Source organism: Streptomyces sp. Je 1-369 (assembly GCF_026810505.1).
GTDB lineage: Bacteria > Actinomycetota > Actinomycetes > Streptomycetales > Streptomycetaceae > Streptomyces.
The window spans coordinates 5,336,716-5,360,686 of sequence record NZ_CP101750.1 but is presented as its reverse complement, the minus strand read 5'-3'; the positions used below and the strand labels follow the sequence as shown (position 1 = coordinate 5,360,686).

Sequence of the window (23,971 nt, the reverse complement as noted above, 5' to 3'; positions counted from 1 at the left end):
TGAACCGAGTCGAGAGGGTTCCGCTAGAGCTTGCCGAGCTGCGCGGTGACGATGCCGGGGGCCACCTTCGGGTCCTGGTCCGCCGTGGGCGTCCCGATGCCGCCGGTGCCGTCCTTCTCCGCGTCCTTGTCGCGCTGGACGCCTTCGGGGTCGTACAGGTTCGACGCGTCGAAGACGGCGAGCGTCGCGCCGCTGCGCACGACCGTGACACTCTCCCGCAGCACGTACTCGCCCTTGCGATGGGCGATCTTGTACGAGACGGCCTCGTCGCCCTTGTTCGGCGAGGGCAGCGCACGTACGCCGATGTAACGCTCCTCCCCGACCCGGAACGTCGAGCACTTCTTCGATCGCGCCGACGCGCGCAGGTCCGCCATCGTCTTCTTGGCGTCCGACTCGGCGTAGGAGGAGAGGCCGACGCGGGTCGTCGTGAAGTCCCCGCCGCCGGTGGCGGTAAGGATGCGGCGGACATGGTCACGGGCCTTGCCCGAAGTGCGGACATCGAGCATCGCCGCGAGCGGGCCGCACTCCGTCGGAGACGGCTTCCCCGCGGGCGGCGGCGCGGCAGCGGAGGAGGAACCGGACTCGTCCGGCTTCTCGACCTCGTAGCCCTTCACGTCCCCCGCGGTCAGGGCCGCCTTCTCCAGCTTCGAGGGGCCCGCACTCGCGCGCGGCTTCGCGTCCTTCTCTGCGTCACCGCCACCGTCACCACTGCCGCAGGCCGCACTCGCTCCGAGTGCGACCACGACCGATACGGCCGCCACGACCCGCGCCACAGCTGACTTCACGTTCTGTTCCCCCGCCGATCCACCACTTCTCAACACCACTTACGACGGAGAAGGATCAAATCTGGTTCCACACCGACTCACCAGCACTTTTCCCGCTGTTTCACCAGCCCAGCAGCCAGAAGCGGAACGGGCTGAGCAGGACGATCGCGAGGGCCATGCCGCCGATGACGATCACCACGCTCCACATGCGGCGGCTGCGCTCGGACCTGCCGCCGCGGCCCCGCGCCGGGCCCCCCGTCGGCATCGACCGCCAGTCGTCCGGGCGCCACCGCTCGGACTCGGCCTCGCGCTTCGCGCGCCTGCGGCGGAACCGGCCCGCTTCCTCGACCCGTCGGCGCGCGGCCTCCTCGTCCAGGCGCCGCAGCCGCTCCGCCACCATGCGCGCCCGCGCGGACGGCTCCTTCGGCGCCGACGAGCGGATCTCCCGCTCGCTGTCGTTCTCGAATCTCTCCCACACCTCGTCGGGTATGGCCACGCCGTCCCCTCCCCTTCTCCCCGGAAGTCCTGCCAGATGTCCTGCCAGATGTCATGTCCTGCCAGAAGCCCTGTCAGATGCCCTGTCAGGTGCCTGGCGAGCGGGGGAAGTTCTAGCACGAGCTGCCCCACCCCCGGACTGTGAGGCACGCCACATAAGAATTCTGTGAAACCGGGGACAACCATTCACAGGGGTCACAGGTCATGCATGCAGTAACAAGAGTCCGTACTGATAGTCAGTGCTGATTAGTCAGTACTGAGAGTCAGTTCCAAGCGTCACCCCGCGTCTCCGACTTCCTGAGGTCTTCATGAAGCTTCGTCGTGCCATGGCTGCCGCGGCCGCTACGGCTGTCATAGCCCCGATCGCGCTGCTGTCGGCCCCGGCCGCTTCCGCGACCGAGGACACGTCCACTCCGCCCGCCCCGGCCGCGGGCGTCCCGACGGAGTCCGCCACGCCGACCCCGTCCGTGACGCCGCCCGCGAAGACGCCCGAACCGGCCAAGACGCCCGGCAAGCCGACCCCGCCCTCGGATCCCCCGGCCGGGAAGCACACGGCCGAGGTCGAGGACCCGAAGGCCCCCAGGACTCCCGAGGTCCCGGAGGTCCCGGACGAGGACGACGAGAAGGCGCCGCCGACGTGCGAGTCGGACAACGGCAGCACGGACCCCGACTCCGTCCTGGAAGTGGACTTCGTCGGACTGCCCGAGAAGATCGTCGCGGGCAGCGGCTGGCACCGGTTCAAGCTCACCGCGGACAACCCCACCGACGAGCCGCTCGGCGAGGTGGCGTGGACCACGTTCGTGAACAACCTCGGCGCCAAGAAGGACAGTAAGGACGCGCTGCGGTACTTCACCGACGTGCAGTACTTTGACGCGGTCGAGGACGAGTGGACCACGGTCGACAGCCCGCTGGGCGACGGCCTGGCCTACGACACCGTGGAGCTCGACGCCGAGGACAAGGCCGTCGTGAAGCTGCGGGCCAGGATCGACGCCAAGGCTCCGGTCGGCAAGGGATACGTGGAGGGCCTCGGCTCCTACGTCGACCCCGAACTTGACTGCACGCACACGTCGGAGAAGTACCAGCCGATCACCGTCGTGAAGGCGGGCGGCGACGACGAGTCGGCCGAGCCCACGCCGAAGCCGTCCACGTCCAAGACGGCGCAGACCGTGCCCGAGCCGCAGGGCAGCGCCTCCGAGGCCCCGACTCCGGCCCCGGCCCCGGCCACCGGCAGCCTCGCCGAGACCGGTTCCAGCTCGATGCTGCCGACCGTCGGTGTCATCGGCGGTATCGCCGTGCTCGCCGGTGCGGGCGTCGTGTTCGCCGTACGCCGCCGGAAGGCCGACGGCACCGCCTGAGCCGCCCGAGCCGCCTCGGCGACTTCGGCCACAACGGCCACCTGATCACGCGGAAGGACCTGCGCTCGGAGGGGGGCGCAGGTCCTTACGTGTGTCCGGGAGCGGACGAGTGTCCCGGGGGGGGCTTACTTCTTCACGGGCACCGTCGGCATCCCCAAGAACGGCAGCTTCAGCGCGCCGAACGCGTCCGCCGGAACCGCCGGGGTCTTCGGTTCGACGGCCGCGAGCCGCACGTACCGCGCGCCCTGCGCCGGACGCGGGTCCTCCCCGCCCTTGTTGGGCCAGAAAGACATGGCGCGCTCGGCCTGCGCGGTGATCGTCAGGGACGGGTTCACGCCCAGGTTCGCGGAGACCGCGGCGCCGTCGACGACCGAGATGCCGGGGTGGCCGTAGAGCCGGTGGTACGGGTCGATGACGCCCGTCCGCGCGGAGTTGCCGATCGGGCAGCCGCCGAGGAAGTGCGCGGTCAGCGGGGTGCCCATGAGCTCGCCGACGTTCGATCCGGGGAAGCCGTTGATCTCCTCGGAGAGGAGCGACGCCGCACGGGTGGCCTCGGGGATCTGGTCGGGGTTGGGCGCTCCGTGGCCCTGCCGGGCGGTGAGCAGTCCCTTTCCGACGCCCTTCTCCTTGCGGTGCGTGGTCAGGGAGTTGTCGAGCGACTGCATGACCAGACCGATGATGGTCCGCTCCGACCAGTGCCGGTTGGAGAGTGAGCGGACCATCAGCCACGGGTGGCGTGCCACGTTGCCGAACCAGCCCGCGACGCGCGCCTTGCCGCCCCGCACGCTGTACGGGACCTGGAGCACCGTGAGGCTGCCCATGGCGTTGGACTTCTTGCCGTAGCGGACGGGTTCGATGTGGGTGGTGTCGTTGGGGTGGATCGACGAGGTGATCGCGACGCCCTTGGTGAAGTCGGCCTTCTCCGCTCCGTGCTTCTTGCGGTAGCGGCGGTCGGTGGTCTGAGCGCCCACGAGCGCCTCGGAGTTGGTGCGGGTGAGGCTGCCGAGCCGGGCGGAGATGTGGGGCAGCAGGCCGGTGTCCTTCATGCGGTGCAGGAGCGTCTGCGTACCGTACGTACCGGCGGCCACGACGACCTTGCGGGCCGTGAACGTACGCCCCTTGCCCTTGCGCTTCTTGTCGGTCGGCAGGGTCGCGACGGCGAAGCCGCCCCGGGAGTCCTCGGTGACGGCGACGACCGACGTCATGGGGTGGACGACCGCGCCGGCCTTCTCCGCCAGGTACAGGTAGTTCTCGTTCAGGGTGTTCTTCGCGCCGTGGCGGCAGCCGGTCATGCACTCGCCGCACTCGGTGCAGGCCCTGCGGGACGGGCCCGCGCCGCCGAAGTAGGGGTCGGGAACTTCCGCGCCGGGCTTGCACGTTGAAGAGCCATCCGCGTCCTTCTCGTCGCCGAAGAAGACGCCGACGGGTGCCATGTGGAAGCTGTCGCCGACCCCCAGCGCCTGGGCGGTGGCCTTCAGATGGACGTCCGACGGTGTCATCGTCGGGTTGAGCCGCACCCCGAGCATGCGTTTGGCCTGCTCGTAGTAGGGGCGCAGCTCGTCCTGCCAGTCAGTGATGTCCTTCCACTGCGCGTCCTTGAAGAACGGCTCGGGGGGTACGTAGAGGGTGTTGGCGTAGTTCAGCGAGCCGCCGCCGACCCCTGCGCCCGCGAGCACCATCACGTTGCCGAGCAGGTGGATGCGCTGGATGCCGAACAGGCCGAGCGTCGGCGCCCACAAGTAGTTCTTCAGGTCCCAGGAGTTCTTGGGCAGCGTCGCACGCGTGAAGCGGCGGCCCGCCTCCAGTACGCCGACGCGGTAGCCCTTCTCCGTCAGACGCAGCGCGGACACGGCCCCGCCGAAGCCGCTGCCTATGACGATGACGTCGTAGTCGTAGTCGTACTCCTGGGCGCTGCTCGGGTTTTGGGCAGAGCTCTCCTGTGACATTGACTCTCCTCGTTGAGAACTAGCGCATTTCCGACACAGGCTCTAACGCAGGCGAAGCGCCTTCATGACCTTCAGGCTGGTGCTCATGAACGCCGCGTACTTCTCGTCGTCCAGGCCGAACGACGGCGCCAGCGGCATGACCCGCTGGGTAGCGACGGTCTGCGCCTCGGTGTACTTGAGGATTCCCTCGGAGCCGTGCCGCCGGCCGAGGCCGGAGTCCTTCATGCCGCCCATCGGGGACTGCACGCTGCCGTAGGCGGGCGCGAAGCCCTCGTTGACGTTGACCGTGCCGGTGCGCAGCCGGGCGGCGACCTTGCGGCCGCGGCTGCCGTCCTTCGTCCAGACCGAGGAGTTCAGGCCGTACGGCGTGGCGTTGGCGAGCTCGACCGCCTCGTTCTCGTCCGTGAAGCGGTAGATGGAGACGACGGGGCCGAAGGTCTCCTCGTTGCAGACCGCCATCGGTGTCTCGACGCCGTCGAGGATGGTCGGCTCGTAGAAGTAGGGGCCGATGTCGGGGCGCGCGACGCCGCCCGCGACGAGCGTGGCGCCCTTGGCGACGGCCTCCTCGACATGCCGGGTCACGGTCTCCAGCTGCCGTTCGCCGACGAGGGAGCCCATGTCGGCGCCGTACGCGAGGGACTTGCCGAGCCGCATCGCCTTCGTGCGCTCCGCGAAGCGCGCCACGAACTCGTCCGCGATCGACTCGTGGACGTAGAGCCGCTCGATGGAGATGCAGAGCTGTCCCGCGGAGGAGAAGCAGGCGCGCACCGCGCCCGACGCGGCCTTGTCGACGTCGGCGTCGTGCAGCACGAGCATGGCGTTCTTGCCGCCGAGTTCGAGCGACACGCCGACCAGTCGGGCGGCGGCGCCCTGCGCGACCTCGCGGCCGGTGCGGGTGGAGCCGGTGAAGGAGACGTAGTCGGCGTGCTTGACGATCTCGGGGCCGACGACCGGGCCTTCGCCGAGGACGACCTGGAAGACCTCCGCGGGCAGACCCGCCTCGATGATCAGGTCGCGGGCCCAGAGCGCGGTCAGGCAGGTCTCCGTGTCGGGCTTCATGACCAGGGCGTTGCCCGCGACGAGGGCCGGCAGCGCGTCGCCGACGGAGAGTTCGAGCGGGTAGTTCCAGGGGGCTATCTGCCCGACGACGCCGCGCGGCTGACGGTTCTCGGTGACCTTGGTGAGGACGGGGACGACGCCGGTGTGCCGCTTCGACGCCAGATAGGAGGGGGCCTTGCGGCCGTAGTGCCGGGCGGCCACGACGACGGCCTGGACCTCCTCGTGCGCGTGCAGCCGGGACTTGCCGGTCTCCAGCTGGATCAGGTCGAGGACCTCGGCCTGGCGCTGCAGCACCAGGTCGTGGAAGCGCAGCAGGACGGCGGCGCGCTCCTTGGCGGGCGTCCTGGCCCAGGCGATCTGGGCGGTGCGGGCCCGCTGGAAGGCCGTGGTGACGTCCTCGGGGGTGGACTCGGGCAGGTCGGCCAGCTTCTCGCCGGTGAGCGGCGAGTGGTTGGCCGTCCGTCCCGACCCGATGACGTCACGGGTGAGCTGCGCGATCAGCTCGGGCGTGACCACGTCGGCGGCGGTGCGGGCGCCGTCGGGGGCCGGGGCGGTCGGGTTCGTTCCGAGGGGCGCTGCGGTGGCCTGCGAGTCCGTCATGCACGTGAGAGTAGGCCTACGCCAGGCTTTTGGGTACCCATCGGTAACGGGGGTTCACGGCCTCCGCACACGACGCCAGTGATTGCTGGCGACAAAGCCGCTGATCAGGCCGTTACCGCTGCGCGATACCGCCGCGCCGAGCGACTTCTCAGAGTTTGTGGAGCTCCAGGTCCGCGATGGCGGTCTCGGCGACCTCGCGGCCCCGCTCGGTGAAGTCGCCCTTGCCGGGATAGTCGATCCACAGCCGGTACATGTCCCCGGACTTGGTCCGGTAGTACAGGATCCTCGCCTCGTGCGGCAGCTCGGTGTCCGAGTCGGTGTACGTGACCGTGTTCTCGGCGGCGCCCCTGTCCTTGTGCTTCGTCTCCTTGGTCGTGGCGGCGGGAGCGGGATCGCTGGACATGTCGCTGATCGACGACTCGCCGCTCTCCTCGAACTTCTCCGCGTCGGCGTACGCCTGGGCCGCCGCGGTCCCCGCGATCTCCAGCGAGGTGTCCTTCTTCTCGGCGAGGTCGAGGGTGACGAAGACGGCGCCGCTGGGGTCGGTGTACCGGATCCAGGACTTGTCCGTGTCGGTGGCCTCCGGCTTGGCCTCCACGTACCCCTTCGGGACGGAGACGGTGGCGGAGACCGCCTTCGCCTCGTGCTTCTCCCAGCCCTCCGCGTCCGAGCCCTCGAAAGGATCCAGTGCCACGAGCACGCCCGCGGCCACCGCCGCGACGACCACTCCGGCGACGACGGCGAGCGCCTTGCGGCTCAGGAATATCCCCTTGCCGCGCCCCTGGTCGCCGCCGCCCGCGACGGTGACGTGCTGCGTCGGCACCGGCTGCGGAGGCTTCGCCGCCGCCTCCAGGAGGGCGCGGACCTGCGCGGCGTCCGGGCGCTGGGCGGGGTCCTTGGCCAGCAGGCGGTTGATCGCCTCGGCCAGCGGGCCCGATGCGGACGCGGGCGCGGCGGGCGTCGCGTTCAGGACGGACTGGAGCGTCGCGGGGATGTTGTTGCGGCGGAAGGGGGAGACGCCCTCGGTCGTCGCGTACAGGACGACGCCGAGCGACCAGAGGTCGGACGCCGGTCCCGGCCGCTGGCCGAGTACCCGCTCCGGGGCGATGAACTCCGGCGACCCGACGAAACCGCCGGTGTCCGTCAGGTTGGTCTCGCCCTCGATCCGGGCGATGCCGAAGTCGGTGAGGACGACGCGGTCGTGCCGGCCGAGCAGCACGTTGTCGGGCTTCACGTCGCGGTGCAGGATGCCCGCCTGGTGCGCGGCGTCCAGGGCGTTCAGGACGTCGAGACCGATCCGCGCGGCCTCGCGTGCGCCCAGCGTGCCCTCCTGGAGCGCGGCACCGAGGGAACGTCCCTGGACGAGCTCCATCACGATCCACGGCTGGCCGTCCTCGACCGCCACGTCATGGACGTTGACCACGGCCGGGTGGTCCAGGCGGGCGGCGGCGCGGGCCTCACGGCGCATCCGCTCGAAGGCGTTGGCCCGCTCGCGCTCCGGCAGGTGGTCGGGGAGGCGGGGCTCCTTCACGGCGACCTCGCGGTCCACCGTCTCGTCCTTGGCGCGCCACACGGTGCCCATGCCGCCGTGGCCGAGCTTGGCGAGCAGCCGGTAGCGGTGCGCGATCAGCCGACCCGTGCCGGGCTCGGGTTCCCCGGCGGGCGCGGGCGCCTGGTTCGGCACGACCTGGGTGGGCGGGGCGTACGGCTGCGCGTACGGGTTGTCGGGGTGAGCGGCACCGCCCTGGGCGGACTGTCCGGGTACGCCCGGCTGTTGTTGTGGTGGCCGCAGGCCGAAGCTGGTGGGTTTGTACGGCCCGTAGGAGGCTCCCCCGTCATTACTCATGGCTCATGACTACCGTGCGGGGCACCTCGGGTTCCAGCCGGGCCCCGCATTGTGACCGTGGTGATGCACGCATCAGGGCGTGACCAGCCCGCGTGAACGGCCACGGCCGGGCTCACCTGCGTACGAACGTATCGACCGCCGCGTCGAAGTACCGCCGTGCCTGCGCCGCCTCGCCGACCGGCGCCGACACCCACACGTCGAACCTCCGGCCGCCCTCCTCCCAGCACAGGTCGAGCGTGCGCCGACCGCCCTCCTCGTTGCGGAGCCCGTCCCAGGTGAACTCGAGCAGCGCGGCCGGCCTGCCGTTGCGCGTGGTCTCCGAGACCCTGCCGTCGCGGTAACCGGGGTTGTCCCGCGGGCCGTTCGCGGCGGCGCGGCGCTGCGCGCCGAACGGGCCGCCCCCGTCGGCCGCCGCTTCCTTGATGCCGATGCGGTACGTCCCGTCGGGCGACGCGTAGTAGACGCGGGACCCGTCCGCCTGGCGCCGGAAGCCCTCGGGGACGGCGAGCGCGAAGCCCCTGGGGTCCTTCGCGATGCGGTATCCCTGGGGCGCCTGCGGTGAGGACGGCCGCGCCGTGGGGGTCGTCACGGTCACCGTCGGCGTCGGCGAGCTCCGCGTCGCCGTGGCGGAGGGCGAGGGGCCCGGCGTGCCCCCGCCACCGTCGTCCCTGCTCAGCAGCAGCGCGGCGGAGACACCCGCGCCCGCGAGGGCCGCGACCAGCGCGGCGGCGATCATGAAGGTTCTGCCGTGCTTCTCCGGCTTCACGAGCCCCGCGGCGGCCTGCGCGGCGAGCAGCTCCCGCTCGGCCGGCGTGGAGGTGCCCCGGCCCGGCCACCCCGGAAGCCCCGGGAGTCCGGGCCACCCGGGAAGCCCCGGCAGCCCGGCCCCCGGTCTCTCCCGCGCCACCGCGGGCATCCGCCCCGTCTCGACGTACACCCGCAACAGCCCCTCCGCCTCCGCCGCGTCCATCCGCCGCTGCGGATCGCGGTCGAGGAGTCCGAGCACCACGGGCAGCAGCGGGTCGACGGCCGCGGATGGCCGGATCTCGTCGAAGACGACCGCGTGCAGGACACCGCCGATGGAGTCACGGCGGAACGGCGACTCACCGGCGAGCGCGGTGACCAGCAGCGCGCCGAGCGACCACAGGTCGGACTCGGGCCCCGTCCGCTCCCCCGCCATCCGCTCCGGCGCGGTGTACTCGGGCGAGCCCACGAACGACCCGACCTCCGTGAGCGTCGTCGCGCCCGAGAGCTGCGCGATGCCGAAGTCGGTGAGCACGACACGGTCGGTCGACCGCTCCAGGAGTACGTTGGCGGGCTTGAGGTCACGGTGCAGGATGCCCGCCTCGTGCGCGGTGCTCAGGGCGCCCAGCAGGTCGATGCCCATCCGCGCCACGGCGTGCGCGTCCAGCGGCCCGCCCCGCGCGATGCGCCCGGCCAGCGAACCGCCCTCGATCAACTCCATGACGATGTACGGCTGCTCGTCCTGCACCACGACGTCGTGGACGACGATGACGTGCGGATGCCGCAGCTGCGCCACGGCCCGCGCCTCGCGCAGGGTCCGCTCGCGCCGCTGCTCCGCCTCGGCGTCGGAGAGGGTCTCGTCGCGCGCGAGTTCCTTGACGGCGACCCGGCGGCCGAGCAGCAGATCGGTGGCGCGCCACACGACCCCCATGCCGCCCCGGCCGAGCGGCGCCTCCAGGCGGTAACGGCCCGCGATCACCCGGGCGTTGCCTCCACCTGCCGCGTCGGCGTGGTCTCCCAGGCTCCCCATGCGGCCATCATGCCCCACACGTGTGCGAACGGAATGGGTCTCGCCGTGCGGCGGCTGGTTCCGGCCGTCACCCCCGCGCGCCCCGCCCGTACGACGGGGCGCTCCAGGCCCGTATCAGCCCTCCCGCCAGCCCCGGAGCATCGAGTCGAACTGCTGTCGGGTCTTGTCCCAGCCCTCGGCGGGGGCCGAGAGATAGATGGCGTACTCGACGCCGTCTTTGCTCACGTAGGTCTGCTCGATGGCCCGGCGCGGCCCTCTGGTCCTGTCGTTCGTCCCGGACGTCCAGCTGAATTCCCAGAGCGCTCCGTGCTGGCCCCGGAACGTGTTCGAGTCCAGGTGCAGCCGCTTGTAGTCCTTGTAGTTCAGCAGGCCCTTCTCCAGCTGCAGCTGATGCGCGTACGGCGACTCGGCCTGCGGGGACTTGTCGACGCCGATCCGCAGGAAGCTCCGGCCGTCGTCCGGCGTGTAGTCCACCTGCGTGCCGTTCGCCCGGCGCTCCCAGCCCTTGGGCAGCATGAGGCTGAAGCCGTCGGGGTCGTACACGCGCTTCCAGTCGGCGGGGATGCCGCGCGGGGACTTCCCGTCGTCCTGACTCGTACTCTGCTCCTGACCGCCACTGTCACCGGTGAGGCGCAGGAAGCCGAAGACACCGGCGCCGCCGAGCAGGGCGGCCGCGACCACGAGGGCGGCGACGGCGAGCACGCGACGGCGCCGCCTGGTCGGGGCGGGTGCCGGTGTGTGGGCGTAGGTGTCGTGGCCCCCCTGAACCGCCGTGTTGGAGCCGCGGCCGTACGGGGTGGCGTGGTTGTACGGGGTGGCGTGGTTGTACGGGGCGGCCTGGTTGTACGGACCCGCCTGGTTGTGCGGGGTGCTCTGGTCGTACGGGGCGGGCGTCTGGTTGTACGGGGTGCCCTGGTCGTACTGGGCGGACGTCTGGTCGTACGCGGGCGTCCTGCCGTACGAGGTGGTCGGGCCCTGCTGTGCGCCGGAGCCCTGCGTCGTGTTCCCGTGGGTCGGCGCATGCGTCCGCGTCGTGCTCGGCCGACGCCCCTCCGCCGCCTCGGCCAGCATCGACTCGGCCTCCGCCGCGGTCGGCCGGGTCGCCGGGTCCTTCCGCAGGAGCGCCTCGATGATGGGGGCGAGGAGCCCCGCGTGCTGCGGCGGCTCGGGCTCCTCGGTCACCACGGCCTGCATCGTGCCGAGCGGCGATGTCCGGCGGAACGGCGAGTTCCCCTCGACCGCCGTGTACAGCGTCGCTCCGAGTGCCCACAGGTCGGAGGCGGGCCCGGGGTTGGCGCCGCTCACGCGCTCGGGCGCCAAATAGTCCACGGAGCCGACGACTTCCCCGGTCCGCGTGACCGTGGAGTCCCCCTCGATCGCGGCGATCCCGAAGTCTGTGAGCAGGATCCGCCGGTCGTCGGAGAGCAGGACGTTGCCGGGTTTCACGTCGCGGTGCAGCACCCCGGCGGCGTGCGCGGCGCGCAGCGCCTTCAGGGTCCACAGTCCGATGCGGGCGGCCTCGACGGGTTCGACACGGCCGTCGTCCTTGACCGCGTCCGCCAGCGAACGGCCCTCGACGAGCTCCATCACGATCCAGGGGCGGTCGTCGTACTCGAGGACGTCGTGGACGGTGACGACGGCGGGGTGGTTGATGCGAGCGGCGGCGCGCGCCTCCGTCTGGGTACGCGTGAAGAGGACCGCGCGGTCGGCCTCCTGCACGTACTGCACCGCCGTCAGTTCCTTGACGGCGACGGCACGGTGCAGCACCTCGTCCTGTGCGCGCCACACCCGTCCCATGCCACCGCGGCCGATGGACTCAACGAGTCGGTAGCGGCCCGCGAGGACCAGGCCCTGCATCTGATTCACGTTTCCCCACAATGGTCTTGACAGGCCCAGGTTAAGGAGCGGGAGCCGTGCAGGGAACCGCAGGGGGGCCTAGGAGACCGCACTGTGACGCATGCCGTGCATGTCCCGATGGCCGGATTCGGCTCAGTCGGTGACCCGATAGGTGGCCGACGCCTGCTCGTAGAGCCGCGTCACCTCGTCCCGTTCGGCCTCCGGTCCCCGCACCTGGACCACGTGGAACCTGCCGCCGACGACCATCGCGAGATTGCGTACGAAGACCTCGCGGCCCGCGTCGTCCTGCCAGGTGAACTGACCCTCCGCCATGGCCCGTCCACCGACGTCTATGCGGCGCATGCCACTGGACGTCGCCCAGGAGGAGTCACGGAAGGGCTGCAGCTCACGCTCGTGCTCGCGCTGGTACTTCATGGGGTCGTCGCCGTAGCTGTCCGTGGTGTCGCGGCCCGGCACCAGCAGCAGTTCGAAGCCGCCGTGGGTGTAACGGACCTGTCCCCTGCCGTTCTTGGGCTGCCGGTCCCAACCGCCCGCCACGGCGACGTGGAAACCTTCGGGGTCCTTGCGGACGACGAATCCCTGCGGCACGTCGGGGCCGGAGGTCTGCGGCTTCTGCGAACTCGGGCTCCTGCCCGGCTCCCCCTTCTCGCTGCCCTTGTTCCTGTCCTTATCTTCGTCCTTCTCTTCGTCCTTGTTCCTGTCCTCTTCGGCCTTGCTGTCGCTCGGCTCCGGGAGCGAACTGACCTCGCCCGCGGTCCCCGCCCGGTCGCCTGAGCGGTCGTCGGACTTGGGCATGAAGACCATGGCGTACGCGATCGCCGCGGCGAGCCCGAGCAGGATGGCGATCAGCAGCAGCCGGCCCAGCGAACGGGGACGGGCGGGGCCGCGCGGGTGCGCCTCGCGGGGCGGGCGAGGGCCGCTGTGGCCCTGGAGGGGGGAGACGTCGGGTATCTCGTGTCCCGGCCTGACCTGCGCCTTGCCGCCTCTTCCCCGGTCGCGCTTGTGCCGTCCGTGCCCCTCCACGTTCTTCGAGGGGTTCCTTCCGGTGTCCTTCCCTGCGCTCTTCCCGGCGTTCCTTCCGGCGACCGCGCCGCCCCGCCGCCTGCGTACGACCTCGCCCCGACGGCGTACGACCGGCAGCCGGCCCGCGTCGTACGGCGGCACCGGCACGACGTGCGCCCCGGCCTCCGGCTCCGGCGCGGACCGCACCAGGGAACGCAGCCAGCCGCTGAGCTCCTCGAAGTCGAGCCGCTCGGTCGGGTCCTGACGGAGCAGCGACTCGACGACGGGCCGCAACGGTCCGCACTCCTCGGCGAAGGCGGGCGGCTCGGAGCACACGAGCTCCACTAATTCGGCGGTGGTGTCCTCCGGGTACGGCGCGTGTCCCTGCACGGCGCGGTAGAGCAGCGCGCCGAGAGCCCACAGGTCCGTGGCGGGGGCGATGGGCGCGGCTAGCTGCCAGTTCTCGTGCACGGGGCCGGCCTGCTCGGGAGCCCACCGCTCGGTGACGGCTCCGACCACCACCATGCGGGCGAGCCGGGCGCGTTCGGCGGCGAGGGCGGTGGCGGGGCCGCGCGAGGGGGCGGCTTCACCGTCGCCGTCGTCCCACCGGCCGCGTGCCGCCGCGTCACCGTCGTCCCACCGGCCGCGTGCCGCCGCGTCACCGTCGTCCCGCCCGCCGCGTGCCGCCGCGTCACCGTCGTCCCGCCCGCCGCCTGCCGCCGCGTCACCGTCATGCCACCCGCCGCGTGCCGCCGGAACCTCGCCCCGCGGCTCCGCCCCGTGCCACGGCTTCTTGTCCGCTACTCCGTAGGGATCCGATATCCGCCCGCCGGATTCGCCCTCGGCGGCCGCCGCGGCCTCCGGTGCGGGGTCGAGCGCCACATCCCCGGCCCCGTCCGCGTCGCCCCCGTGCCCCGTGCCGTACTCCGCGACATTGCCGACCGACCCCGCCGAGCCCGTCGCCTCTCCCGCCTCGACGGGCCGCGGATCGTACCCGCAGAGTGCCTCCTCGGCCGCGCCCGCCGCGAGGCCCGTCAGCATCACGCGGCCGTCGTCGCAGATCAGGACGGTCCGCGTGGTGATGTTCCGGTGCACCCAGCCGTACGCGTGCAGCACCCGCAGCGCCGCGAGGACGTCCGCCGCGACCTCGGCCGCGCGGTACGGACTCAGCGGCCGGTCCGCGAGGAGCGCCGCCAGCGGCCGTGCGGCGACCAACTCGCTGACTATCCACAGCGAGCCGTCCTCCGCGAACACGTCGAAGACCTGGTCGAGCCGCGGGTGGTCGGGTATCTGGGCGGCGGTCTGCGCCGCCTCGATGGCGCGCCGCACCGCCGGTTCCGTGGGCCTGCGCGTCGTCCTGGTCCCGGACCTCCCGGTTCCGGACCGCCGCACCCCGGGGCCGCCCGCGCCCGCCCGCGGCAGGAACCCTTCGGGCAGGTCATCCGCGTAGCCCTCGTCGCCCTCGTCGAGGACCTCCGCCTCGACGATCTCGGGCAGCGGCACCTGACGGACGAGGACTTCCTGCCCGCTGTACGTGTCGAAGGCGCGCGACTCGGCGAACTCGTACACGTCGGAGGGGGGCAGTGGCAGGCGGTAGCGGTCGGCGAGCACCCGTCCCGCGTAGTCGTCCACGATGCCTTCCCCGTCCGCCCGGTGGTCAAATCCGTTCGTCTTGCGGCGCGTTGCGGCTGCTTACGGTCCGCAAGCACTCACGATACGTGCCGTAGGTGAACCGTATTGAGGGGATACGAGATCCCGGCTCAGGACTTCGGCTCGAAGGTCTTCGTGAAGGTCCGCCACGTGGCGCGACGCTTCTCGCTGCCCCAGTCGTCCGCCTTGGCCGTGTACATCATTCCGTAGCCGAGGCCCCCGTTGACGACGAAGCCGCGGTCTATCGACCGGTACTTGGTCCCGCCGTCCACGTAGGTGAACTCCCAGTCGGCCGTGTTCCAGCCGCGGAAGCCGACCTTCTCTATACGGATCCGGTCGTACTGCGACCGGACCATGTACTTCTCCTGGTTCTTCCAGTCGCCGACCGGATTGCTCTTGGGCGTCGTCGTCCAGCCGAGCAGCAGCTTCTGCCCGTCGGGGCCGGTGAACCGCGCGCCCGCCCGGCCCGTGGACTGGAACTTCCAGCCCTTCGGAAGCCCGATCTTGAAGCCCTGGGAGTGCTTGTACGTCGACTCGGCGCCGTCCTCCGGCTTCTTGGCGTCGTCGTCCTTGCCCGGGTCGTCGCCCTCGCCCTTGTCCGGGTCGGCACTCCCGTCCTTGCCCGGGTCCTTGCCGTCGTCGCCGGTACCGGCACCGGTGCCCTGGTCGGCCCCCTTGCCGGAGTCCTTGTCCGTCTCCTCGTCCTTGCCCGGGTTGCCGCCGCCTGTCGCCCCGGCGGACGCGGCCTTGTCGCCGCCCTTGTTGTCCTTGCTGTCCGCGTTGTCGTCGCCGAGGGCGAGGGCGAGCACCGTGCCGAGCACGGCGAGCACGACCACCATGGTCACTATGACCAGCGTCCGGCGCGGCACCACATCGGTGAGCGACGCCTTCGCGGGCGCCCGCGGCGGCACACCAGCGGACCCGTTGGCCGCGGCTCCGTTCGCAGTGCCCTTCGTGGTGCTCTTCGTAGTGCTCTTCGTAGTGCTCTTCGCGGTGGCGGACGCGGCCGCCTTGCGCACGGACTGCAGAGCGCCCTTCAGCCGGTCGGCCGTCTCCCCGGCCTTGCGCCCCTCGGGACGCGCTGTCCCGTACGTCGTCGCCGTCCCGGCACTCCCGGCACTCCCGGCGGGAGCGGACGCCCCGACCGACCCGTGAGCCGCACCGGCCGCACCAGCAACACCGGCCGCACCGGCAGCGGCACCCGCACCGCCCTTCGACGCCTTCGTCAGCCTGCTCGGCCTCGGCACCCGCGACGCCTTCGGCGTCCTCGGCAGCTTGGGCGGGGCCGGAGGCAGCGGCACCACTTTGGTCGCCTCGACCGGTTCGGGCTCCGGCTTGGTCTCCGGGGCGTGGATGACGTCCATGAGGAGTGCGCGCGCCCCGGCGTCGTCGAGCCGCTGCTCCGGGTCCTTGGCGAGCAGGCCGTAGATGACCTTCTCCAACGGTCCGGCGTTGACGGGCTGTTCGACGTCCTCGGTCATCACCGCGGTGAGGGTCGCGATGGCCGACCCCTTGTCGTACGGGGGCACGCCCTCCACGGCCGCGTACAGCAGGCCGCCCAGCGACCACAGGTCGGCCGCGGGACCCGGCTTGTGCCCACGGGCGCGCTCCGGCGAGATGTACGACGGAGCGCCCACGAGCATGCCGGTCGACGTGATCGACGGGTCGCCCTCGACCTGCGCGATGCCGAAGTCCGTGAGGACGACCCGGCCGTCCTCGGCGATCAGCACGTTCGACGGCTTCACGTCGCGGTGCAGGATGCCCTCGCGGTGGGCGGAGCGCAGCACGTCGAGCACGGCGAGCCCGACCTCGGCCGCGCGCCGCGGCGTGAGGGTTCCGTCCTCGCGGATCGCCTCGGCGAGCGACTTGCCCTCGACGAGTTCCATCACGATCCACGGCCGGTCGTCCTCGTCGACCACGTCGTAGACCGTCACGGCGCTGGTGTTCCGAATCCGCGCGATCGCCTTGGCCTCACGCAAGGTGCGCGTGATGAGCCGCCGCTTCTCCTCCTCGTCGATGCTCGAGGGGAACCGCAGCTCCTTCACCGCGACCGTACGTCCAAGGGTTTCGTCCTTGGCTCGCCAGACGGTGCCCATGCCTCCGCGGCCGAGCACCTCTCCCAGCCGGTACCGGCCGGCGAGGAGACGTTCGCTCTTGTCCCGACGGGCGTCACCCGTCTGCTCCGCGTCCGACATGCGTCCCCTCTGCTGCTACCGCTGCTACCCGAGCAACCCGCCCTGACAGAGCCTTCATTGTCCCTTACCCGGGGACCGGTCGGCGCCCAGGGTCCACCGGCCCCCATCCCGTGCCCCATGATGGACCGCGCACGAGGAGGGACCCGCCTTGCCGACACCGCGCTCGATACCGGCCATCCTGCTGGCGGCGGCGCTCATCGGCCTGACGGCAGGCCACCCGCAACCCGCGGCACCGGCCACGGACGCCACTCTTCCGCTGCTCACCACCCGGGGCAAGGCCCCGGCCGCGGCACTCCTGAGTCGTACTCAGCCCGAACCGCCCCCGGGTGCACGCACCCTACGCCACCAGGCATCTCCCGTCTCCGTGCAACGCTCCGCACAACAGTCCCCGCCGTCACGCCCCGCGCGGCCGAACATCTCCGCCCCCGGCCCGCACCCCTCTCTACACTTCGCCCGAACCGGCCCATCCCTGTCCCGCGCCGACCACTTCAGGGTGGGCAGCATCACCAAGACATTCATCGCGACGGTCGTCCTCCAACTCGCCGCCGAACACCGTCTGTCCCTGTCCGACCCGGTCGCGCACCATCTGCCCGGACTCGTCCGCGGACCGGGCGTCGACGGCCGCACCATCACCCTGCGTGCCCTGCTCACCCACACCAGCGGTCTCGCCGACTTCACCGCCGTCACCAAAGGCACCGCCCCCCTCACTCCCGCCCTGGCCGTCCGCACCGCCCTCGCCCACCGGGCGCCCCTCAAGAGCCGCTGGACGTACTCCAACACGAACTACGTCGTCCTCGGCATGGTCATCGAACGGGTCACCGGCAACGCGTACGCCACCGAAGCCGAACGCCGCATCCTCCACCCCCTCCGTCTCACCGGCACCTCGTTCCCCGGCGCCCGCACCACGCTCCCCTCCCCGCACGGCCGTGCCTTCACGAGCGGCGGCCGGGACGTCACCGCGCTCGACCCGCGCGTGGCCGGTGCGGCGGGTGAGCTGATCTCCACCCTCGCCGACCTGAACCGCTTCTACGCCGCTCTGCTCGCCGGCCGGCTCCTGCCCGCGCCGCTGCTGCGCGAGATGCTCAACACCCGCACCGCACACGGCCACTACGGCATGGGCCTCTATCCGCGGACGCTTCCCTGCGGCACCACCGTCTGGGGCCACAACGGCCGCATCACCGGCAGCTACGTCCGCACCGCGGCCACCCGCGACGGCCGACGGGTCGTCACCTTCCGGGTCAACACGGACAAGCTGGCCGACCCGGCCCTGGAATCGGCCGTCCTCTCAGCCGAGTTCTGTCCCCGCGCCCCCTAGCGCCCGTTCGTCGAGTCCTCAGTTGAGCGGCACGATGTCGGGTGCGCCGAGACGTGCCGCGTCCGCCGTCAGGTCGTCCGGCTGCCGCTGCGACTCCCGCTCGGCCTCGACCCGCTTTTCGTAGTGCTGCACCTCCCGCTCGGTCTGGTCCTTGTCCCAGCCGAGGACCGGCGCCATCAGCTCCGCGCACTCCCGGGCGCTGCGCGTGCCCCGGTCGAACGTCTCGATGGAGATGCGGGTCCGCCGGGTCAGCACGTCGTCCAGGTGGCGTGCGCCCTCGTGCGAGGCCGCGTAGACCACCTCGGCCCGCAGGTAGTCGTCGGCCGCCTGCAAGGGGGCGCCGAGGGCCGGGTCCGCGGTGATGAGTTCGAGGACCTCTTCGGCCATCGAGCCGTACCGGTTCAACAGGTGCTCGACGCGCACCACATGAAGGCCCGTCCGGGCGGCGATCCTCGCCCGGGCGTTCCACAGCGCCTTGTACCCCTCGGCGCCGACGAGGGGGATGTCCTCCGTGACGCAGTCGGCGACACGCTGGTCCAGGGCGTGCACCGCCTCGTCGACGGCGTCCTTGGCCATCACTCGGTACGTCGTGTACTTGCCGCCCGCGACGACGACAAGGCCCGGGGCCGGGTGCGCGACCGTGTGCTCGCGGGAGAGCTTGCTCGTGGCGTCCGACTCACCGGCGAGGAGCGGCCGCAGGCCCGCGTACACCCCTTGCACGTCGTCCCGGGAGAGGGGCCTGGCGAGCACCGAGTTCACATGCTCCAGGAGATAGTCGATGTCGGCGCTGGAAGCGGCCGGGTGGGCCTTGTCGAGGTCCCAGTCCGTGTCGGTGGTGCCGACGATCCAGTGGCGTCCCCACGGGATGACGAAGAGGACGCTCTTCTCGGTGCGCAGGATCAGTCCGGTCGTCGCGTTGATGCGGTCCTTGGGCACGACCAGGTGGATGCCCTTGGACGCCCTGACGTGGAACTGGCCGCGCTCGCCGACCATCGCCTGGGTGTCGTCCGTCCACACGCCGGTCGCGTTCACGACCTGCTTGGCCCGGATCTCGTACTCCCCGCCGCCCTCGACGTCCTGCACCCGGGCGCCGACGACACGCTCGCCCTCGCGCAGGAAGCCGGTGACCTTGGCGCGGTTGGCGACCTTCGCGCCGTACGCCGAAGCGGTGCGGACCAACGTCGCCACGTAGCGCGCGTCGTCCATCTGGGCGTCGTAGTACTGCATCGCGCCGACCAGTGCGTCCTTCTTCAGGCACGGGGCGACGCGCAGGGCGTGGCGGCGGGTCAGATGGCGGTGCATGGGCAGACCTCTGCCGTGTCCGCGGGACATCGACATCGCGTCGTAGAGCGCGACGCCCGATCCCGCGTACAACCTCTCCCAGCCCTTGTGCTGCAAGGGGTAGAGGAACGGGACCGGTTTCACCAGGTGCGGGGCGAGGCGCTCCAGGAGCAGGCCGCGCTCCTTCAGCGCCTCCCGCACGAGGGCGAAGTCGAGCATCTCCAGATAGCGCAGGCCGCCGTGGATCAGCTTGCTCGACCGGCTCGACGTACCGGAGGCCCAGTCGCGGGCCTCGACGAGGCCGGTGGACAGGCCGCGTGTCACCGCGTCGAGTGCCGTGCCCGCGCCGACCACTCCCGCGCCCACGACCAGGATGTCCAGCTCCCGTTCGGCCATTCCCGCCAGTGACTCGGCGCGCTCCGCCGGCCCCAGTGTCGCTGTCCTCACCGCTGCCTCCCGCTGTGATCGGGTGTGGTCGGACTCACATCATGCCCAGATTTCTCCGTCGCCCGCTGAACTCGGCCCCAGCCTGTGGACAACACTCCGGAGTCCCGCGCGGTGCAATACCGCAAATCGGTCATATTTACTCCTAGTCTGACATTGCGCTGGTCCGCCTTGTCCACAGGGCTTGCGCGCTCGTCCCACTCCGGCTATTGGGAGGACGGCCCACCGCCATGCCCGCAGATCTCGCCGTCATCGGTCTCGGCCACCTCGGCCTGCCCCTCGCCCAGGCCGCCGTCGCACGCGGCATCGACACCATCGGCTACGACCCCGTCCGTGCCGCGGACCTGGCCGGCGGCCGACTGCCCTGCGACGGCGCCGAGGGCATTCTCACCGCCGCCGACGTCCGCCGGATGCTCTCGGGGGGCTTCCGGCCGACCGTCAACCCGGCCGAGCTCGGCCGGGTCCGCACCGCTGTCATCTGCGCCCCCACTCCGCCGGCGGCGGATCGCTCGCTCGACCTCAGCCAGGTGGCCGAAGCGGCCCGGGCGCTCGCCGCCCGCCTGCGTCCGCACACCACCGTGATCCTCGAATCCCCCGCGTACCCGGGGACCACCGAGGAATTCCTCCGTCCGATTCTCGAATCGGGCTCGGGCCTGCGGGCCGGGCGCGACTTCCACCTCGCGTACTCCCCCGGCCGCCTCGACCCCGGCAACCGTTCCCACGGCTACGCGGGCACCCCCAAGGTCATCGGCGGCCTCACCCCGGCCTGCACCGAGTCCGCCGCCACCTTCTACGGCCGCCTCACCGACAAGGTCGTCCGCGCCCGCGGCCCCCGCGAGGCGGAGACCGTGCACCTCCTGGAGACCAACTACCGGCACGTGAACATGGCCCTGGTCAACGAGATGGCGGTGCTCTGCCACGACCTCGGCATCGACCTGTGGGACGTCATCCGCTGCGCCGAGACCAAGCCCTTCGGCTTCCAGGCGTTCCGTCCCGGACCCGGCGTCGGCGGCCACGGCGTCCCCCTCGACGTCCCGAACCCCTCCCGGGGCGCCCGCCCCCTGCGCATGGTCGAGCTGGCCCAGCAGGTCAACGACCGCATGCCGCAGTACGTGATCCAGCGCTCGGCGACCCTGCTCAACGAGCACGGCAAGTCCGTCCGCGGCGCCCGCGTCCTGCTCCTCGGCGTCACCTACAAGCCCGACCTCGCCGACCAGCAGGGCGCCCCCGCCCAGGAGGTGGCGACCCGCCTCATGGAGCTCGGCGCCGCCGTCAGCTACCACGACCCGTACGTGCCCAACTGGAGCGTGCTCGGCCGCCCCGTCCCCCGCGCGGACACCCTCTACGAGGCCGCCGCCGACGCCGACCTGACGATCCTGCTCCAGCACCACCGCACGTACGACCTGCAAGGCCTCGCCGTGAAGGCCCAGCTGCTCCTGGACACCAGGGGCGCGACCCCGGCAGGCGCGGCACACCGCCTGTAACGACGAACAACGACGGACAAACGACGAACAACGACGAAAAGGCCCCGGTACGAAGTACCGGGGCCTTTCTGCGAACCGTGCGATCGACGCGTCAGCGCGCGTGCTGCGAGTCCGCGACCGTCACCTCGACGCGCTGGAACTCCTTGAGCTCGCTGTAGCCCGTGGTCGCCATGGCGCGACGCAGCGCTCCGAAGAAGTTCATCGAGCCGTCCGGGATGTGCGAAGGACCGGCGAGGATCTCCTCCGTGGTGCCGACCGTGCCCAGGTCGACCTTCTTGCCGCGCGGCACGTCCTCGTGGACGGCCTCCATGCCCCAGTGGTGGCCCTTGCCGGGCGCGTCCGTGGCGCGGGCCAGCGGGGAGCCCATCATCACGGAGTCGGCGCCGCACGCGATGGCCTTGGGCAGGTCGCCGGACCAGCCCACGCCGCCGTCGGCGATGACGTGGACGTAGCGACCGCCGGACTCGTCCATGTAGTCACGGCGGGCCGCCGCGACGTCGGCGACCGCGGTGGCCATCGGCACCTGGATGCCGAGGACGTTGCGCGTGGTGTGCGCGGCGCCGCCACCGAAGCCGACCAGGACACCCGCGGCGCCGGTGCGCATCAGGTGCAGCGCGGCCGTGTACGTGGCGCAGCCGCCGACGATGACCGGGACGTCCAGCTCGTAGATGAACTGCTTCAGGTTCAGCGGCTCGGCGGCGCCGGAGACGTGCTCGGCGGAGACGGTGGTGCCGCGGATCACGAAGATGTCCACGCCGGCGTCCACGACGGCCTTGGAGAACTCGGCGGTGCGCTGCGGGGAGAGCGCGGCGGCGGTGACCACACCGGCGTCGCGCACCTCCTTGATGCGCTGCCCGATGAGGTCGGCCTTGATGGGGGCCGCGTAGATCTCCTGGAGGCGCCGGGTCGCGGTCTCCGCGTCCAGCTCGGCGATCTCGTCGAGGAGGGGCTGCGGGTCCTCGTACCGCGTCCAGAGGCCTTCGAGGTTCAGGACGCCGAGGCCGCCGAGCTCACCGATGCGGATGGCGGTCTGCGGTGAGACCACGGAGTCCATCGGAGCGGCCAGGAAGGGCAGCTCGAAGCGGTAGGCGTCGATCTGCCACGCGATCGAGACCTCCTTCGGGTCGCGGGTGCGCCGGCTCGGTACGACGGCGATGTCGTCGAAGGCGTACGCGCGGCGGCCGCGCTTGCCGCGCCCGATCTCGATCTCAGTCACGTTGTGGGGCCTTTCCCTCTTGGTCTGCCTGTCCAGTATCCCCGACGCACACGGAAGGGGCGGTCCCGATGAACCGGGACCGCCCCTCCCAAGCGCGCGTGGCGCCGGAAGACTACTTGGTGCGGCTGTAGTTCGGTGCTTCGACCGTCATCTGGATGTCGTGCGGGTGGCTCTCCTTGAGACCCGCGGACGTGATGCGGACGAATCGGCCGTTGGCCTGGAGGTCGGGGACGGTGCGCCCGCCCACGTAGAACATCGACTGGCGCAGTCCGCCGATCAGCTGGTGGACGACCGCCGAGAGCGGGCCGCGGTAGGGAACCTGGCCCTCGATGCCCTCAGGAACCAGCTTCTCGTCGGAGGCGACGCCCTCCTGGAAGTACCGGTCCTTGGAGAAGGAGCGCTGGTCGCCGCGCGTCTGCATGGCGCCCAGCGAGCCCATGCCGCGGTACGACTTGAACTGCTTGCCGTTGATGAAGAGCAGCTCTCCGGGGGACTCCTCACAGCCCGCGAGCAGGGAGCCCAGCATGACCGTGTCGGCGCCGGCGACGAGCGCCTTGGCGATGTCTCCGGAGTACTGCAGGCCGCCGTCGCCGATGACCGGGACACCGGCCTCCTTGGCGGCGAGCGACGCTTCGTAGATAGCCGTTACCTGCGGTACGCCGATGCCGGCGACGACGCGGGTCGTGCAGATGGAGCCGGGGCCCACGCCGACCTTGATGCCGTCGACACCCGCGTCGATGAGCGCCTTGGCGCCCTCGCGCGTGGCGATGTTGCCACCGATGACGTCGACGCCGGGGGCGTCGGACTTGATCTTGGCGACCATGTCGCCGACCAGGCGGGAGTGGCCGTGCGCGGTGTCGACGACGATGAAGTCGACGCCCGCGGCGACGAGGGCCTGGGCGCGCTCGAACGCGTCGCCCGCGACACCCACGGCGGCACCCACCAGGAGGCGGCCTCCGGCGTCCTTGGACGCGTTCGGGTACTTCTCGGCCTTCACGAAGTCCTTGACCGTGATGAGGCCCTTGAGGATGCCCGCGTCGTCGACCAGCGGAAGCTTCTCGATCTTGTGGCGGCGCAGCAGTTCCATGGCGTCCACGCCGGAGATGCCGACCTTGCCGGTGACGAGCGGCATCGGCGTCATGACCTCGCGCACCTGGCGCGTGCGGTCCGACTCGAAGGCCATGTCGCGGTTGGTGACGATGCCGAGCAGCTTGCCGGCCGCGTCGGTGACCGGGACGCCGCTGATGCGGAACTTCGCGCAGATCGCGTCGGCCTCGCCGAGCGTCGCGTCCGGGTGCACCGTGATCGGGTCGGTGACCATGCCGGACTCGGAGCGCTTCACCAGGTCGACCTGGTTGGCCTGGTCCGCGATGGAGAGGTTGCGGTGCAGTACACCGACGCCGCCCTGCCGCGCCATGGCGATCGCCATGCGGGACTCGGTGACCTTGTCCATCGCCGCGGAGAGCAGCGGGACGTTCACCCTGACGTTCTTCGAGACGAGCGAGGAAGTGTCGATCTGGTCGGGCGCCATGTCCGACGCGCCCGGCAGCAGCAGCACGTCGTCGTAGGTCAGCCCGAGTGTCGCGAATTTCTCGGGCACCCCAGTCGAAGAACCGCCGTTTGCAGTCATGACACCTTCCCCAAATGGCCTTGATCGGTGCGGATGTCCATGCTAACGGGCTCCGAGG

General features: G+C 71.3%; 15 protein-coding genes. 3 read left to right on the top strand and 12 right to left on the bottom strand.

Annotated features, from left to right (window positions below; translation table 11 throughout):
• Positions 1-23: 23 nt before the first annotated feature.
• Positions 24-785 carry a hypothetical protein gene (locus NOO62_RS24530; protein ID WP_268773013.1) on the bottom strand — a complete coding sequence of 254 codons (762 nt, stop codon included), beginning with the start codon at positions 783-785 and terminating at the stop codon, positions 24-26.
• 100 nt (positions 786-885) lie between these two features.
• Positions 886-1,260, bottom strand: a complete 375-nt coding sequence (locus NOO62_RS24525; RefSeq protein WP_268773012.1) for a hypothetical protein — start codon at positions 1,258-1,260, stop codon at positions 886-888.
• Positions 1,261-1,567: 307 nt separating this feature from the next.
• On the opposite strand from NOO62_RS24525, the gene NOO62_RS24520 reads away from it, so the two are divergent.
• Entirely contained in the window at positions 1,568-2,614 is a 1,047-nt protein-coding gene (locus tag NOO62_RS24520; RefSeq protein ID WP_268773011.1) for an LPXTG cell wall anchor domain-containing protein, read from the top strand.
• A 125-nt stretch (positions 2,615-2,739) separates the two neighbouring features.
• Here NOO62_RS24520 and NOO62_RS24515 read toward each other — a convergent pair whose 3' ends face one another.
• The 7 genes from NOO62_RS24515 to NOO62_RS24485 all read right to left on the bottom strand — a co-directional run bounded on the left by NOO62_RS24515 (position 2,740) and on the right by NOO62_RS24485 (position 16,543).
• Positions 2,740-4,560 carry a GMC oxidoreductase gene (locus NOO62_RS24515; protein WP_268773010.1) on the bottom strand — a complete coding sequence of 607 codons (1,821 nt, stop codon included), beginning with the start codon at positions 4,558-4,560 and terminating at the stop codon, positions 2,740-2,742.
• Positions 4,561-4,602: 42 nt separating this feature from the next.
• Complete coding sequence (locus tag NOO62_RS24510) at positions 4,603-6,219, bottom strand: succinic semialdehyde dehydrogenase (protein ID WP_268773009.1); 1,617 nt, start codon at positions 6,217-6,219, stop codon at positions 4,603-4,605.
• 148 nt (positions 6,220-6,367) lie between these two features.
• Positions 6,368-8,065 (bottom strand): serine/threonine-protein kinase, encoded by a 1,698-nt coding sequence (locus NOO62_RS24505; RefSeq protein ID WP_268773008.1) that lies wholly within the window; start codon positions 8,063-8,065, stop codon positions 6,368-6,370.
• A 112-nt stretch (positions 8,066-8,177) separates the two neighbouring features.
• Complete coding sequence (locus NOO62_RS24500; protein WP_268773007.1) at positions 8,178-9,839, bottom strand: serine/threonine-protein kinase; 1,662 nt, start codon at positions 9,837-9,839, stop codon at positions 8,178-8,180.
• A 114-nt stretch (positions 9,840-9,953) separates the two neighbouring features.
• Entirely contained in the window at positions 9,954-11,696 is a 1,743-nt protein-coding gene (locus tag NOO62_RS24495) for a serine/threonine-protein kinase (RefSeq protein ID WP_268775750.1), read from the bottom strand.
• 132 nt (positions 11,697-11,828) lie between these two features.
• A complete protein-coding gene (locus NOO62_RS24490; protein WP_268773006.1) occupies positions 11,829-14,330 on the bottom strand; it encodes a protein kinase in 2,502 nt (833 codons plus the stop codon).
• Positions 14,331-14,458: 128 nt separating this feature from the next.
• Positions 14,459-16,543 (bottom strand): serine/threonine-protein kinase, encoded by a 2,085-nt coding sequence (locus NOO62_RS24485; RefSeq protein WP_268773005.1) that lies wholly within the window; start codon positions 16,541-16,543, stop codon positions 14,459-14,461.
• A 181-nt stretch (positions 16,544-16,724) separates the two neighbouring features.
• Here NOO62_RS24485 and NOO62_RS24480 point away from each other — a divergent pair, with 181 nt between their 5' ends.
• A complete protein-coding gene (locus tag NOO62_RS24480) occupies positions 16,725-17,858 on the top strand; it encodes a serine hydrolase domain-containing protein (RefSeq protein WP_414931008.1) in 1,134 nt (377 codons plus the stop codon).
• An 18-nt stretch (positions 17,859-17,876) separates the two neighbouring features.
• Here the strand turns inward: NOO62_RS24480 and NOO62_RS24475 are convergent, their stop codons facing one another.
• Positions 17,877-19,586, bottom strand: coding sequence for a glycerol-3-phosphate dehydrogenase/oxidase (locus tag NOO62_RS24475; protein ID WP_268773003.1), 1,710 nt, complete (start codon positions 19,584-19,586; stop codon positions 17,877-17,879).
• Positions 19,587-19,813: 227 nt separating this feature from the next.
• Here NOO62_RS24475 and NOO62_RS24470 point away from each other — a divergent pair, with 227 nt between their 5' ends.
• Entirely contained in the window at positions 19,814-21,067 is a 1,254-nt protein-coding gene (locus tag NOO62_RS24470) for a nucleotide sugar dehydrogenase (protein ID WP_268773002.1), read from the top strand.
• A 91-nt stretch (positions 21,068-21,158) separates the two neighbouring features.
• On the opposite strand, the gene NOO62_RS24465 is transcribed toward NOO62_RS24470, so the two are convergent.
• Positions 21,159-22,283: a GuaB3 family IMP dehydrogenase-related protein gene (locus NOO62_RS24465; RefSeq protein ID WP_268773001.1), complete on the bottom strand. Its 1,125-nt coding sequence runs from the start codon at positions 22,281-22,283 to the stop codon at positions 21,159-21,161.
• A gap of 112 nt (positions 22,284-22,395) precedes the next feature.
• A complete protein-coding gene (gene guaB, locus NOO62_RS24460; protein ID WP_268773000.1) occupies positions 22,396-23,913 on the bottom strand; it encodes an IMP dehydrogenase in 1,518 nt (505 codons plus the stop codon).
• Positions 23,914-23,971 lie beyond the last annotated feature (58 nt).